This is a genomic window from Phenylobacterium montanum (genome assembly GCF_018135625.1).
GTDB classification, from domain to species: Bacteria; Pseudomonadota; Alphaproteobacteria; order Caulobacterales; family Caulobacteraceae; genus Poindextera; species Poindextera montana.
Window position 1 is genome coordinate 4697471 of the sequence record NZ_CP073078.1, and the last position, 15075, is coordinate 4712545.

General features: G+C 67.8%; 12 protein-coding genes. 2 read left to right on the forward strand and 10 right to left on the reverse strand.

Annotated elements, in window-relative coordinates:
- Positions 1 to 50: 50 nt before the first annotated feature.
- From KCG34_RS21430 to KCG34_RS21445, 4 genes are all read right to left on the reverse strand, one after another.
- A complete protein-coding gene (locus KCG34_RS21430) occupies positions 51 to 827 on the reverse strand; it encodes a molybdopterin-binding protein (RefSeq protein WP_211937635.1) in 777 nt (258 codons plus the stop codon).
- Between the two features lie 2 nt (positions 828 to 829).
- Positions 830 to 1684 carry a cytochrome b/b6 domain-containing protein gene (locus KCG34_RS21435; RefSeq protein ID WP_249138107.1) on the reverse strand — a complete coding sequence of 285 codons (855 nt, stop codon included), beginning with the start codon at positions 1682 to 1684 and terminating at the stop codon, positions 830 to 832.
- A 258-nt stretch (positions 1685 to 1942) separates the two neighbouring features.
- Positions 1943 to 2236, reverse strand: coding sequence for a hypothetical protein (locus KCG34_RS21440; RefSeq protein WP_211937636.1), 294 nt, complete (start codon positions 2234 to 2236; stop codon positions 1943 to 1945).
- Positions 2237 to 2329: 93 nt separating this feature from the next.
- Entirely contained in the window at positions 2330 to 3037 is a 708-nt protein-coding gene (locus KCG34_RS21445) for a DUF1223 domain-containing protein (protein ID WP_211937637.1), read from the reverse strand.
- A 198-nt stretch (positions 3038 to 3235) separates the two neighbouring features.
- Here KCG34_RS21445 and KCG34_RS21450 point away from each other — a divergent pair, with 198 nt between their 5' ends.
- Positions 3236 to 4807, forward strand: a complete 1572-nt coding sequence (locus tag KCG34_RS21450) for a hypothetical protein (protein WP_211937638.1) — start codon at positions 3236 to 3238, stop codon at positions 4805 to 4807.
- A 195-nt stretch (positions 4808 to 5002) separates the two neighbouring features.
- Here KCG34_RS21450 and KCG34_RS21455 read toward each other — a convergent pair whose 3' ends face one another.
- From KCG34_RS21455 to KCG34_RS21465, 3 genes are all read right to left on the reverse strand, one after another.
- Positions 5003 to 5539 carry a hypothetical protein gene (locus KCG34_RS21455; protein ID WP_211937639.1) on the reverse strand — a complete coding sequence of 179 codons (537 nt, stop codon included), beginning with the start codon at positions 5537 to 5539 and terminating at the stop codon, positions 5003 to 5005.
- 136 nt (positions 5540 to 5675) lie between these two features.
- Entirely contained in the window at positions 5676 to 5912 is a 237-nt protein-coding gene (locus tag KCG34_RS21460; protein ID WP_211937640.1) for a hypothetical protein, read from the reverse strand.
- 6 nt (positions 5913 to 5918) lie between these two features.
- A complete protein-coding gene (locus tag KCG34_RS21465) occupies positions 5919 to 6341 on the reverse strand; it encodes a hypothetical protein (RefSeq protein ID WP_211937641.1) in 423 nt (140 codons plus the stop codon).
- 221 nt (positions 6342 to 6562) lie between these two features.
- On the opposite strand from KCG34_RS21465, the gene KCG34_RS21470 reads away from it, so the two are divergent.
- Complete coding sequence (locus KCG34_RS21470; RefSeq protein ID WP_211937642.1) at positions 6563 to 8047, forward strand: hypothetical protein; 1485 nt, start codon at positions 6563 to 6565, stop codon at positions 8045 to 8047.
- A 156-nt stretch (positions 8048 to 8203) separates the two neighbouring features.
- Here the strand turns inward: KCG34_RS21470 and KCG34_RS21475 are convergent, their stop codons facing one another.
- From KCG34_RS21475 to KCG34_RS21485, 3 genes are read right to left on the reverse strand one after another with little or no spacing between them, the layout of a single operon-like run.
- A complete protein-coding gene (locus KCG34_RS21475) occupies positions 8204 to 9115 on the reverse strand; it encodes a transglutaminase family protein (protein WP_211937643.1) in 912 nt (303 codons plus the stop codon).
- Positions 9112 to 11625 carry a circularly permuted type 2 ATP-grasp protein gene (locus KCG34_RS21480; protein WP_249138108.1) on the reverse strand — a complete coding sequence of 838 codons (2514 nt, stop codon included), beginning with the start codon at positions 11623 to 11625 and terminating at the stop codon, positions 9112 to 9114. Before KCG34_RS21480 ends, KCG34_RS21475 begins: the two co-directional genes overlap by 4 nt.
- The gene (locus KCG34_RS21485) at positions 11615 to 14950 is read right to left on the reverse strand and encodes a transglutaminase family protein (protein ID WP_211937644.1); all 3336 of its coding nucleotides are present in this window, start codon (positions 14948 to 14950) and stop codon (positions 11615 to 11617) included. Before KCG34_RS21485 ends, KCG34_RS21480 begins: the two co-directional genes overlap by 11 nt.
- Positions 14951 to 15075: the final 125 nt, after the last annotated feature.

A 15075-nucleotide genomic window follows, 5' to 3' on the forward strand; every position in this document is an offset into this window, starting at 1 on the left:
TGGGACGAGGTTACGCCACGGCGTCAGTGATTTGTCGAGATGGGGCGCCCTCAGATCCCAGCGTACCACTCGTAGCCGCGGTCCTCCCAGAAGCCGCCCTTGCCGCCGCCGATCTTGTCCAGGCGGTCCACGGCCTCGATGGCCATCACGTACTTTGCCTGCTTGTAGCCCAGCTGGCGCTCGACCCGCAGGCGCAGGGGCGCGCCGTGGGGCACCTGCAGCGGCGACCCGTTCATGCTGTGGGCCAGGATGGTCTGGGGGTGGAAGGCGTCGATCAGGTCGATGCTCTCGTAATAGAGCCCGCTGCCGTCGGAGGAGCCGATCAGGTCGTCGGCGCAGTGGAAGACGATGTAGCGGGCGCTGGGCAAGAGGCCGGCGCGCTGCAGCAGGCCGCCCAGCTGCGGTCCGGTCCAGCCGGCGATGGCGCTCCAGCCCTCCACACAGTCGTGGCGGGTGATCTGGGTGCGGGCCGGCAGGGCGCGCAGGTCGGCCAGGCCGAGCTTGAACGGCCGCGCCACCAGGCCGCCGATCGACAGCCGCCAGTCGGCGAAGTCGCCCGCCAGCATGGCGGCATAGTCCTCGCCGCCCGGATGCAGGGTGCCATTGGCCTTGAAGGTCGGCGAGATCTCGCTGGCCTTGAACTCGCGGGCCAGGGGCTGGTGGTCCAGTACCAGGCGCTGGCTGCCCATGGTCACGCCCTGGGCGCGGCGCACCAGGCCCAGAAGGTTCGGCGCGTTGGCCAGGCGGTCGCAGCCCGACAGCATCAGGCCGGACAGGGCGAGCGAGCCGGTGGTCACCAGGCCGCGGCGGGAGACTTGCAGGGCCATGCTCAGTGCTCCCCGGTCTTGATGGTGATGCGGCCGGTGATCATCGAGCCGATCTCGTTGAACACGCCGGCGATGAACACCTCGACCACATGCACGACGACGAACAGCACGATCAGGTTGGCGGCGATGAAGTGCAGCGTCCGCGCCGACTGGCGTCCGCCGAACAGGTCCAGGAGCCACGGCGCGATGGCGTCGAAGCCGGGCGACATGGTCAGGCCCGTCAGCACCATGGCCGGCAACAGCACGAACACCACCCCCAGATAGGCGAATTTCTGCAGCACGTTGTAGGACTTGGCCTCCTCGCCGACCGGATGCTTCAGCCGGATGTGGTCGAGGATGCTGCGCCAGATGTGGCTGGGCCTCAGCTGGGCGCGGGTGGGGACCAGGTCGCGCTTCACGTGGCCGTTGGCGAAATTGACCAGCAGATAGGTCAGGCCGTTGAGCACGAAGATCCAGGCCAGGAAGAAGTGCCAGTTGCGCCCCACCGCCAGGTTGCGGTGGCCGGGCAGGGTGGCCCAGCTGGGAAACCCGCGCACCTCGCCGCCCGAGACGCCCAGGACGCCGGTGGTCTTGAAGGTCAGGGGGCCGACCTTGGTGATCCCCTGCGGATGGGGCGCACGCCAGTTGTCGGCGGTCAGCGAGATGAAGGGCTTGTCGGCGTCGGCGCCGTACTGGCCCCAATAGAGCATCGGATGGGCGTTGAAGATCTGCAGCCCGCTCATCAAGAGCAGGGTGATGCAGACCACGTTGATCCAGTGGGTGATTCGCACCACGAGCGTGTGGCGATAGATCACCTCGCGGCCGGGCTTGGCGACGGGCTGAACCAGCATTTGTGGGTCTAGGGCGGCTTCGCTCACCGATGTTCTCTTTGCTTGTGGTGCGAGACAGACCAGCGTCAGGTCATCATGCTTTTGAGGCGCGGGCTATGCTCAAATCCCTTCTCCCCTTGTGGGAGAAGGAGGGGCCCGCGGCGAAGCCGTGGGAGGATGAGGGGACGCGCGCAAGCGCGCGACTGCAGACTTCGGCACGAAACGGTCCGCCGGCGCGACCCCTCATCCTCCCACACGCGATGCGGGCGGGCCCCTCCTTCCCCCGCAAGGGGGGAAGGGAAGATATCAGTGGCTCATCTTGTCGGTGGACATCGACCCGGTGGACATCGAGCCCGTCGACATGGCGCCGGCCTTGCTGTCCGCCATCGGCGCGGCCTTCTTGGCCATGGCTTTCTTGGCCTTCATCGGCTTCTTCATCGGCTTGGCGGCCATGTGGTCGCCGGACATGGCGCCGGCGGACATCGAGTCGGTGGACATGGCCCCGGTGGACATGGCGGAAGTGTTGCTCTGGGCCAGGGCCGAGCCGGCGAAGGCGAGGCCGGCGACGAGGCCGAAGGCGGTCAGGATGCGGGAGGTCATGGCAAAAGTCCTCTGGTGACGGCGCGCGGGGTGCGGGCCGCTGGGGTAGCGCCGGCGGACCATCCGCCGGCGAATTCGAAAAAAGGGTGGGGTTCAGCCCTTGGCGGCGGCCAGGATCGGCCCGGCCTTGCCGGCCTGGACCAGGATGGCGGTCTTCAGCGCCGGATCGGACGCGGGCGGCAGGGAAAAGCGCGCCGCAGCGCCGCTCCAGTGGCCCAGCCGCACCAGCTCCTTGACCACGTTGCGGTGGGGCAGGGTGCGCCCGCCGTTCTCGCCGCGGCGGATCGGCACCTGCACGGTGCGCGGGTCGTAGCGGACCAGCAGCACCTCGGCCCCGCCCGCCGGGGCGCTGGCCGCGCCCACCGACACCGCGCCGGGCGCCAGGTTCAGGCTCGGCCCGCCGTCGCCGCGGTCGCCCTGGCGCACCAGGGCGGCGAAATCGTTCTTGTCGGCGCCCACCCCGTCGGCGCGGCCGTTGACCACGACCTGCGGGGTGAAGACGTTCGCGTGGCCCCGGGCGTGGGCATAGTCCCACTGGCGGTCGGTGAACGCGGCCTTGGCGAAGGTGTCCTTCCAGCCCAGCTGGTCCCAGTAGGTGACGCCGAAGCTCAGGGCCAGCACCTCCGGCCGGTCGGCCGCGGCGATCAGGTTGGCGTTGGCCGGCGGGCAGGACGAGCAGCCCTGGCTCTGGAACAGCTCCACCACCACCGGATGGCCGGCGTCGGCCGCCTGGGCCGCCGGCCCCGCCGCGCTGGCCAGGGCCGCGGCGAGGGCCACCAGGGCGCCGTGCAATCTCTTCATCTCGCGGTCTCCATCGCGGGCCTGTCGGCCGTGTCTTGCGGGAGAGTTCGGCGCCAAACGCGATCCGGTTACAGCCCATGCGACAAAATTGCAGAGGCCCATGTGACCTTGCGTCCGCCCCAGTCATGTTTGGTTAACCCCGCTGCAAGCTTCCCGCCCCCATTCTGGGCGGATGCAAGCGGAGGCGTTCGGCGCACCATGATCGAAGCGTTTCGGTACACCGCCGAACCCAATGAGCGGCAGGACATCGCGCCGGCCAGCCTGAAGGACCTGCTGGTCGACGGCGGCGACGGCCGCCTGGCCCTCGACCCCTTCACCGGGCGCAACCGCTATGGCTGCGGCCCCTGCCCGGATCCCGAGCTGGCCGACTTCGGCTCCTCCACCGCCTCGGTGATCTCGCAAGGCGGGTTCGATGCGGCCGAGGCCCTGCGCGCCCGGCTCTATGACGAACAGCCCCGCGGCCCCAACGGCGCCCTCTACGCCCGCGAGCTGCAGCGCATCCGCGATCGGCTGGTCGGCCTCTGCGGCCTGACCGACATGGCCGGGCTCCAGGTGGTGTTCTCGCCCTCGGGCACCGACCTGCACATGCTGATCGCCGAGCTGGTGGGCGCCACCCCCGGCTCGCCCCTGGTCTGCGTCGACGTCGAGCCGGAAGAGACCGGCAGCGGCGTGCCCGCCGCCCTGGCCGGCCAGCACTTCGGCGCCAACGCCGCCCTGGGCGCCCCGGTGATGGAGGGCGCCGCCGTCGGCCCCGAGGCCCGCCGCTTCGTCGCCATCCGCGCCCGCGCCGCCGACGGCTCCCTGCGCCCCGCCGCCGAGATCGACGCCGAGCTCGACGCCCTGGGCCACGAGGTCATCGGCCAGGGCGCGCGCCTGCTGCTGGCCGTCTCCGACGTCTCCAAGACCGGCCTGATCTCGCCGGGGCTGGAGAGCGTGCTGGCGTTCAAGGAAAAGTTCGCCGCCCAGGCCGAGATCCTGATCGACGCCTGCCAGTTCCGCCTGACGCCCGAGAGCCTGGAGGCCTATCTGGGCCACGGCTTCATGGTGGCGGTGACCGGCTCCAAGTTCCTGACCGGCCCCTCCTTCTCGGGCGCGGTGTTCGTCCCGCCCCAGGTCGCCGAGCGGCTCCAGGGCCGGTTGATCTCGCCGGGCCTTCGGGCCTACAGCGCCCGGGGCGAGTGGCCGCAGGGCTGGGTCGGCGCCGCGGCCATGAGCGACAGCGTCAATTTCGGCCTCTTGCTGCGCTGGGAAGCGGCGATCGCCGAGCTGGCGGCCTTCCGCGCCCTGCCGGTGGCCAAGGTCGACGCCTTCACCGCCCGGTTCGCCGCCGCGGCCAGCGCGGCCATCGCCGCCGAGCCCCTGTTCGAGCCGCTCGAGGTCCGCGCCCTGGACCGCAGCGCGGTCGGCGGCCGCGCCTCCGGCTGGGACCTGACGCCCACCATCTTCCCCTTCCTGCTGCGCCACGCCGAGGGCGGTCGCGGCGGCTATCTCAGCCTGGCGGCGACCCAGGACGTCTATCGCGGCCTCTGCGCCGAGCCCTTCCCGCCCCAGCCCGGCGCCGTGCGCGCGCGCCTGGGCCAGCCGGTCAAGTGCGGCGCCCGCGACGAGCGCCCGATCGCCGCCCTGCGCCTGTGCAACAGCGCTCGCCTGATCGTCGAAGCGGTCAGCGGCGGCCAGCCGGCCGAAGACGCCGTCATCGCCCGAGCCCTCGCCGCCCTCCAGCGCACCGCCGACGGGGTCCGGCGGCTCTCAGCGACCGGGCGGGTCTAAACCCTTCCCTTCTCCCCTTGCGGGAGAAGGAGGGGCCCGTTCGCGAAGCGAATGGGAGGATGAGGGGTCGCACCGGCTCATCCGGAAAAGATAGCGCCGCCGCGAGGCAGGTATCGGAAAGGCCGGCGCGACCCCTCATCCTCCCACCCGCGTTGCGGGCGGGCCCCTCCTTCCCCCGCAAGGGGGGAAGGGAATTTAGGGCGGCCCCCGCGCCGCCCGGGGGCGGGGAGCCACAACCGGCGGCCACTCAGGCGGCGCCACAACCCGGCGCCCGGCGCCCCCGGAAACCACCCCGGCCGAGCCCAAACCCTTGCGCAACACCGCCGCCGTCTCGGCCGCCTGCCGCCGAACCGCAGCGGTCAGGGCCTCGACCCCCGCCTCCAGGTCCAGGCCGGCGAACAGGTCCTCGTCCGGATCGCCCAGCCACTCGCGCTCTTCGCGCAGATCCTCATCGTCCGGCTCGTCATCCAGCCGGTCGTCATCGCCGGATCGCGCGCCAACCCCCGCCCGAGGCGCTCGCGCCTGGCGCCAGCCCCCGCGCGGCGGCGCCCCTTCGGCCAGCCTGGCCTCCAGCGCCAGGGTCTGGCGCACCGCCCGCGCCACCCGGGAAAAGCCCGAGGCCGCCTGAGCCGCCTCGGCCGGCGAGACCTCGGCGTCCTCGGCCGCAGCCGCCGCCCGCTCGCCCATGGCCCGAGCCACCCGCATCCCGATCTCGCCCAGTTCCCTCAGCATCGCCCCATGCCGCAACGCCCGATCGCTGGCGCTTTCGGGAGGCTGGGGAGGGGGGATGGGCGGTGACGTTGGCATAGAACAAAAGGAGAACATTTTTGAGGTTAGCTGTCAAGGCTGACCACCGTCGGGCAGGGCCTCAGTTTGATTTTCGGATGCTCAGCTGGAGAATGCAGATGGCTGCGCTGGCACAAATGAGCAGCGCGCCGGCCGCTATAAATAGCCCGGAGCCCCATGTGTGCCAGAGCCGATATTCCGAAGTCAGCCTGTAGGCCGGTGTGGGTTCAGCCCACCAGATGAAGCCGCCCACGAAAATCAGCATGGCTCCTGAGCCCGCCGACAGAAGCGCCAAAATGGTTCTGGCCGCGCTGCTCATTGGCGCTCATTGCTCCGGCGCGGACTTGGCGTCGGGCAAGTCGCGAACCACGAGGTTAAAGCCCCTAAGGAGGGTCACCATCTGCATCCAACCAGGACGTGACCGGGTCACGGGGCAGACCAGGAAGTCGCCGTAGACTTCGCGATGAAACTGATGGCCGTCGATCAGAGCCCAAACTTCCTTCGCGAACACGCTGGGGTGCTCGCTGTCGTGATCGTCAGGCGACACGACCCCGAGGATACGCCGGGTGCCGATCTTCCAGATGCGGATCGATGGAGTTCCGTTCGCGACAAACAGCCGGCCATGCACGACCGGGCATGACGGCCCTTCTTCGCCTGCATGCACCTGAGCCGGGTAGGCGGCGATCAACAGGAGGGAAATTGCGAGCAACAGACCCTTCATGACCATTCCTATGATCTCGTCCGCCATCGCGAGAGGCTATGGGATGCGTATCATGTTCCCGCAGCCTCAGAACACGCTAGGGCATGGGTATCGTGTCCCTGAATCCTCGCAGCCAATGCTTGGCTTTCGTGTCAGATTGGGGCATCGATACCTCAGGGTTGTGTCGAGCCAGCGGGGCCGGTTCCGAATTTGCCGCCGGCGTCCTCGCAAGTGCAGGTAGACACTGCCCGTGATCGGGGGCGTGCTGAATGAGCAACAATACCGAGCCTTTTGGCTTTATCGCTTTCAAATTTGACGAAAGAACAAAATCACCAAAAGGGTTCATCCTCACATACAAAAGAAGTGAGCTCGATTTGTGGCTCGCTCAGCCCAACACTTCTGAATCAGAGGGCGCTCCTGGAAAAGATCGGGCGACTTCAGATCGCGCAGAAGAGGGTGTCGAGCAAAGTGAAAGCGAAACGCTATCGAGGCTTTTGAAATCTTATTCGAAATCTATGTCTTCGATTCGAAGCACATTTACTCTGACTCTCGTGCTTGGTCCGGCCATGCAGGTTGGAACGATTAACACAAGTCTTATCCCTCACGCCGAGAAGCACCTAACGAAGCTCGCTGACGATGAAAAGTCAAAAATATATTCTTTTAGTATTGCCGATAGTGTAGAGATAGCAAGAAAAGTAAATAAATATATGGAAACAAAAGATGGCTTCGACCAGTTGCCATCCGCAATTTTGCTTACCATTGGAGCGATATTTGATTCTCAATTTTCAGAAATTCTGAAATACTTTCTATCGATTCGTCCTGAGCGGTATAAAAGTAGCGACAAAGCTCTAAGTCTAAAAGAGATCTTTTCGATGAAGTCATTGGATGATGTGATAGAAAAAGTTATAGTCGACGAAATAGCAGACAAAATGCGTGGTAGCCATGCCGAGCAAATTGATTTTGTTGAGAAGCAATTTGATGTCGATATAATAAGTTCCTATTCGCGGTGGCCGGAATTCATAGAAATATTCGAACGAAGAAATTTAGCCGCGCACGGAAATCTCGTCGTGAACGGCATATATCTGAAAAAATGCGCTGCAGCGGGCGCTGGCGTGAACTCGTTGCCAAAAATTGACGCCAAATTAGAAATTGATGCACAGTACTTAAATAGCTCTGTAGACATATTAACGGAATTTGGATTGTTATTAATATCTACGCTTTGGCGAAAACATAAAGCACCAAACGATGAGGCGTCTTTTCAGTTAATCAATGATTTGTGCGTAACGTTTATCAAAGAGAAGCGGTATATGTTGGCGATTCGCCTTCTTGAGTCGGGGCTTCAAAAGAAAAAAGTCGTATGCCCGGACATAATATTAAAAATGATGACCGTAAATCTAGCAAACGCTCACAAGAAGGCGGGTAATATTGCAAAGTGCAAAGATATTCTAGACAACGCCGATTTTAGCGCCGCAAATGACAGCTTTCAACTGTGTGTCGCCGCTTTGCATGAGGATATCCCAAGGGTTATTTCTTTGATGGCACCGGTCGCGCAGGGGGGGCAGGTGCATGCCGGAAATTTCAGAGATTGGCCTGTGCTGGATTGGGTTAGGGATCACCCTGACGTAGTAGTTAAATTTGAAGAAGTGTACGGAGAGCCGATACAGAAAAAAGTGGATGAGGATATTCGAGATGAAATTATCGTTGAAGATGTTGCGGATTTAAATGACGTAGATGATACGGGTACTGTTCATTAAGAATTGCGCTACGTGCTCAATTTTAAGCTTTCTCGATTCAAATTAATCTCAAATGGACGATATTAATCTTGAGGTTTCTGGTTTACAATCGGGGGGCAATCGACACCGCCACCACCCACTCGCCCGACTAGTCGCGGGGAGTTCCCCCAATACCCCCTACAAAAAGCTCCCCGCCTCCACCTCCGCCGCCTCGGTGATCGGCTTCACGTCCACCGCCACCGTTAAATCCTGGTCCCCCGACCCCAGGATCACCCCGTCGATCGGCGACACGTCGGCATAGTCCCGGCCCACGGCCAGTTCGATGTGGTCGTCGGCCACGATCAGGCCGTTGGTGGGGTCGAAGCCGATCCAGCCCAGGGCTTCACCGCACCACAGGTCGACCCAGGCGTGGGTGGCGTCGGCGCCCTCCAGCCGCTTCTGGCCCGGCGGGGGCACGGTGCGCAGGTAGCCGCTGACATAGGCGGCCGAGAGGCCCAGGCCCCTGAGGCCCGCCAGCATGATGTGGGTGAAGTCCTGGCAGACGCCGCGGCGGGCCTGGAAGGCGTCGATGGCCGGGGTGGTCACCAGGGTGGCTTTGCTGTCGTATTTGAACTCGGCCTGGATGGTCCGCGCCAGCGCGAACGCCGCCTCGATGATCGGTCGCTCTGGCGCGAAGGCGCGGCGGGCGTAGTCGGTCAGGGCGGGCAGGACCGGGACCTGGGCGGTGGGATAGAGGAAGTTGGCCGGGGCGCCGATGTCCAGCGAGGCCGAGGCCAGGGCCGCCTCGCGCACGCTCTCCCAGGGCGCGCCGCGCACCGAGCGGCCGACATCGGTGCGCTTGACCTGGACCTTGCACGTGGCCTCGATCTTCAGCTCGCTGTGCGGCGTCTCGACGATCACCGCGGTGACCCGCTCGCCGAACGGGCCGGTGCGGTGGCGCATCGAGCTGGCCCGGGGCGAGACGGAAATGGCGCTGGCCAGCACCGCCTGGTCGGCGGTCTCGCGCGGCGTCAGCCGCAGGGTGCAGCGGGCGTAGCTCACGGGCGAGTTATAGCGGTAGGTCGTCAGGTGACGGACTTCGTAGATCACGCGAGCGCCGAGGTCTTCTTGGTCGGGGTGGCGCTGGAGCCTTGCAGGAAATAGCGGGCGGCCAGCGCGTCCGACAGCTGCATCAGCCTCTGTTCAAGCGCCAGGGCCTTCTTCGCGTCAAGCCTGGCCGCCTCCTCGCTGTCGATCTCGCCGGCGATCTTCAGGGCCAGGCGCAGCGGCTCCTCGATCATGCCGTCGTTGCGCAGGCGCGGCAGGGCTTGCAGGTGCTCGGTCAGGCGGGCGACCTGGAAGGCGACCGAGCGCGGGTTGAACGGGTCCAGCATGACCAGGTCGCGCACCGGCACCACGGCCATGCCCTCCAGGTAGCGGGCGCGATAGGTGATCTGGCTGTCCACCAGGTCCAAGAGCACGTCGAGGTCGTCGGCGGTGGGGTCCTCGGAGGCGAACTGGCGCATGACCCGGCAGGTGTTGACCCCGCGCTCGATCCGCCGGGCCATGTCGAGGAAGCGCCAGCCGTCGCCGCGGATCATGTTGTCCTGTGACAGGCCGGTCAGGGCCGAGATCGCCTGCAGCGCGCCCTCGACCCGGTCCAAGACCTCGGTCTTGCCGCCGGGCTGGTCGGCCGAGAGGCGGTTTTCCAGCTCGACCAGCAGCTTCCAGAAGTCGGCGGACAGGCGCTCGCGGGTGGAGGAGGCGGCCCGGCGGGCGGACCTGACCAGGGCCATCACCGAGCCATAGGCCTCGCCGTCGCCCACGGCGCGGATGGCGGCCTCGGTCGGCGGGCTGTCCGCGGCCTTCTTGTCCAGGGCGCCCCAAGCGACCAGCATGCCCTGGATGCGGCCCAGGGTCTCGCCGGCGCCGCGCACGGTGGCCTCGGACTCCATCAGGCTGGTCTTCAGGCCGCGCACGAGGCGTAAGGTCGCCTCGGCGCGCTCCAGATAGCGGCCCAGCCAGAACAGGTTGTCGGCGGCGCGGCTGGGCAGGTCGCCGGGGATGCGGCGCACATGCACCTTGTCCTTGGGCGCCATCAGCGAGACCCGCGGCACGGGCCGGTCGCTCAGCACCCAGACGTCGGCCGACTCGACCCCCTCGCCCATGGTCACGGCGCGGGCGTCGGGCTTGTCGGAGATGCGGCAGAAGCCGCCGGGCATGATCTTCCAGCCGCCGTCGGCGGTGGCGGCGGCATAGACCCTGAGCACGAAGGGCTTGGCCGAGATGCCGCCGTCGCGCCAGGCCGGCATGGTCGACAGCCGCACCACCTCCTGGCCGACGAAGTCCAGCGGCCGGTCGTGCATGGCGGCCCGCAGGGCCTCGCGCTCGGCGGGCTCGAGGTCGGCGAGGAGCCGCGGGCCGGCGGAGGCGGGACCGCGCCCGGGGCCGCGGAAGGCCCCGGCTATGGCCAGGTTGTCGATATTGGCCTCGACCAGGTCCCGCTCGCGCGGCTGGCCGCACCACCAGGTGGCGATGTTGGGCAGCTTGAGGTCCTGGCCCAAGAGCTGCCTGGCCAGGGCTGGCAGGAAACCCAGCAGGGCGCGGGATTCCACCAGGCCCGAGCCCGGCAGGTTGGTCACCACCACCCCGCCGGCCCGGATCGCTTCCAGCAGGCCCGGCACGCCCAGCCGCGAGGCGCTGTTCAGCTCCAGGGGGTCGACGAAGTCGGCGTCGACGCGGCGCCACAGCACGTCGGCGCGCTTCAGGCCCGCGATGGTGCGCACATGCGCCTTGCCCTCGCGCACCACCAGGTCCTCCCCCTCGACCAGCAGGAAGCCGAGATAGCGGGCCAGGTGCGCCTGCTCGAAATAGGTCTCGCTGTAGGGGCCGGGGGTCAGCAGGCAGATGCGCGGCTCGGCCCGCTCGGCCGAGGCGGCGAGGCCGTCGCGGAACGCGCCGAAGAAGGGCGCCAGCCGCTCGACGTTCATGCCGGCATAAAGCTGCGGATAGGCCCTGGACAGCACCAGCCGGTTCTCCAGCGCATAGCCGGCGCCCGAGGGAGCCTGGGTGCGGTCGTCCAGCACCCACCAGCGCCCGTCCGGCCCGCGGCCCAGGTCGGCGGCGTAAAGGTGCAGGTAGCGGCCGCCCGGCGGGGGCGAGCCGCGCAAGGGCCGCACGAAGTCCGCGCCGCCGGTGACCACCGCCGCCGGCAGGTGGCCCTCGCTGACCAGGCGCGCGGGGCCATAGAGGTCCTTCAGCACCGCTTCCATCAGCTCGGCGCGCTGGGCCACGCCCTCCTCGATATCCAGCCACTCGGCATGGCTGAGGATCAGGGGCAGGGGGTTGATGCGCCAGCTCTGCTCCCCCTCCTCGCCATAGATGCGGTAGGAGACGCCGGTGTCGCGGATGTGCCGGGTGGCCAGGGCGAAATGCTCGTCCATCTCCCGCGGCGAGGCCTGGGCCAGGCCCGAGAGGAACCGCAGCCAGTGCCCACGCGCATCGCCCTGGCGGTCGATCAGCTCGTCGGGAATCCCCGGCAAGGTCTGATAGCGGTCCAGCCAGTCCATCAGCCGCGCGTCGCGGCCGGTGCGCTTCAGGCTTTGGGTCTCACCGGCCAACGGTGGTCCTCAAGTCCAAGGTCATCGGAAATTCGCCCCCCGGCTGCTCGATCGGCGCGATCGCCTCGCCGGGGGTATGGCCGTGGCTCTGGAACCGGGCCATGCGCCGCGACTGCGCCTCATACGAATTGACTGGAAACGTATCGTAACTGCGCCCGCCGGGGTGCGCCACATGATAGACGCAGCCGCCCAGCGACCTTCTGTTCCACCGGTCGATCAGGTCGAAGGTCAGGGGGGCGTCCACCGGCAGGGTAGGGTGCAGGCCGCTGGCCGGCTTCCAGGCCTTGAACCGCACCCCGCCCACCGCCTCGCCAGAGACCCCGGTCGGGGTCATGGGCACCGCGCGGCCGTTGCAGGCGATCACGTGGCGCTCAGGGACAAAGCCCTCGGCCAGCACCTGCAGCCGCTCGAGCGATGAGTCGACATAGCGGACCGTGCCGCCGATCGCGCCCTCCTCGCCCATCACGTGCCAGGGCTCCAGCGCCTGGCGCAGCTCCAGCCGCACCCCGCCATATTCGACCCGGCCGTGGACCGGGAAGCGGAACTCGCGCTGGGCCTCGAACCAGACCGGATCGAAGGCGTAGCCGGCGCGGCCGAGGTCGCCCAGCACGTCCTGAAAATCCGCCCAGACGAAGTGGGGCAGCATGAAGCGGTCGTGCAACGCCGTGCCCCAACGCGCCAGCTTGCCGTCCTGCGGCTCGCGCCAGAACCAGGCGATCAGGGCGCGCACCAGAAGCTGCTGGGCCAGGCTCATGCGCGCGTCCGGCGGCATCTCGAAGCCGCGGAACTCCACCAGGCCCAGGCGCCCGGCGGGGCCGTCCGGGGAATAGAGCTTGTCGATGCAGATCTCGGTGCGGTGGGTGTTGCCGCTGACGTCGACCAAGAGGTTGCGGAGCAGCCGGTCGACCAGCCAGGGCGCCGGCGCCTCGCCCGCCCCGGGGGCGGGGATATGGGCCAGGGCGATCTCCAGCTCGTAGAGCCCGTCATGCCGCGCCTCGTCGATCCGCGGCGCCTGGCTGGTCGGGCCGATGAACAGGCCCGAGAACAGGTAGGACAGGGACGGATGGCGCTGCCAGTAGAGCAAGAGGCTCTTCAGCACATCCGGCCGGCGCAGGAACGGCGAGTCGGCCGGCGTCGCCCCGCCCACCACCACATGGTTGCCCCCGCCGGTGCCCACGTGGCGCCCGTCGGTCATGAACTTGTCGGCGCCCAGCCGCTCCTGGCGCGCCTCCTCGTAGAGGGTGGTGGTGATGTCCACCGACTGGCGCCAGCTGCTCGCCGGCTGGATGTTGACCTCGATCACGCCCGGGTCCGGCGTCACCTTGATCACGTTCAGCCGCGGATCGTTCGGCGGCGGATAACCCTCGATGCGCACCGGCTGGCCGAGCTCGGCGGCGGTGGCCTCGACCTGGGCCACCAGCTCCAGATAGTCCTCCAGCGCCTCGGTCGGCGGCATGAACACGTTGATCATGCCGTCGCGCGACTCGAAAGTCATGGCGGTGCGGATGGCGCCCTCGACGATGCGCTGCTCGGCCTGGACCTGGTGGGCCGGCCCCTCCGCCGCGGCGACGGCGCGCGAGCCCTGGCGCCGGGCGGCGGGCGTCGTCGGGCGGGGCAGGGGCGCCAGCGGGGCGAACGGATCGCGCGGCCCGCGCCCCGCCGCCTCCTCGTCCTCGCGCCAGGCGATGGAGTCCAGCGGCAGGCGCAGGCCCACCGGCGAATCCCCCTCGATCAGGAACAGCCGCCCGCGCCGCAGCTTCCAGCGGTCGCTCATCCAGCCGCCCGCCTCGGCCTTGGTGTTCCAGCGCTGCACCGGCAGCACGAACCCCGTCGGCGCCGACAGCCCGCCCTCGAAGGCGCGCAACAGCCGCGCCCGCTCTTCCGGGCTGTCGATCTTGGGGTCGCTGAGGTCGATGCTGGGCGGCAGGTCGCCCTCCTTCTTGATCCAGATGACCGGATCCTCATAGGCCGGCGCGACGAAGTCGGGCGACAGGCCCAGCCCCTCGGCGAAGCGCTCGGCGAAGCGGCGGGTCTCTTCGGGCCCGACGCCTGCGCTCTCGGCGGTGGTCTCGTCGGCCCGCTCGCGGGCCAAGAGCCGCTCCTGGCCCCACACCGGCTCGCCGTCGCTGCGCCAATAGAGGCCGAACGCCCAGCGCGGCAGGCTCTCGCCCGGATACCACTTGCCCTGGCCGTAGTGCAGCATGCCGCCGGGCGCGAAGCGGTCGCGCAGCCGCCGGATCAGCCGGTCGGCGAAGGCCCGCTTGGTCGGCCCCACCGCGTCGGTGTTCCACTCCCCGGCCTCGAAATCGTCGATGGAGACGAAGGTCGGCTCTCCCCCTAAGGTCAGGCGCACGTCCTGGGCTGTAAGGTCCCGGTCCACCGCCTCGCCCAGGGCGTCCAGCGCCCGCCACGGCTCGTCCTCGAACGGCTTGGTGATGCGCACGGGCTCCACCAGCCGCGTCACCGACATCTCGAAGCCGAACTCGACCCCGGCCGGCTCGACGATGCCGCTGATCGGCGCGGCCGAGCGGTAGTGCGGCGTCGCCGCCAGCGGCAGGTGCCCCTCGCCGCACAGAAGGCCCGAGGTGGCGTCCAGCCCGATCCAGCCGGCGCCGGGAATATAGACCTCGGCCCAGGCGTGCAGGTCGGTGAAGTCGTGGCGCGTGCCCTGCGGCCCGTCCACCGGGTCGATGTCGGCCTTCAGCTGGATCAGGTAGCCGGAGACGAAGCGGGCGGCCAGGCCCAGCCGGCGCAGCACCTGGACCAGCAGCCAGGCTGAATCGCGGCACGAGCCGGAACCCAGGCTCAGGGTCTCGTCCGGCGTCTGCACGCCCGGCTCCATGCGGATCACATAGCGGATCTGGCGCTGCAGGCGGATGTTCAGCCCGACCAGGAAGTCGATGGTCCGCTCGCCATGCGGCTTCACGTCGGCGACGAAGGCGTCGAGCCAGGTCCCGCCATCCTCCCGTTCCAGATAGGGCGCCAGCTCCTTGGCCAGGTCGGCGTCATAGGCGAAGGGCAGGGTCTCGGCCGCCGGCTCGATGAAGAAGTCGAACGGGTTGATCACGTTCATCTCGGCCGTCAGGTCGACCTCGATGGCGAATTCGTCGGTGCGCTCGGGAAACACCAGCCGCGCCAGCCAGTTGCCGTGCGGGTCCTGCTGCCAGTTGATGAAGTGCTGGGCCGGCGTGATCTTCAGCGAATAGCTGGGGATCCTGGTCCGGCAATGCGGCGCCGGCCGCAGGCGCACCACCTGCGGGCCGAGCTCGACCCGCCGATCGTAGCGATAGCGGGTGACGTGGTGCAGGGCGGCGATGATGGTCAAGCGGCTCTCCGGAGGACGCCGACCCATTGGCCCCCGCCGCGCCGGTCCTGGCAAGGTTTGGCGCACCCCGCCGCCGCGGATGCCGCCCAAACAGGCAGGCCCGGCCAGCCGGTTGACGGGCTGCG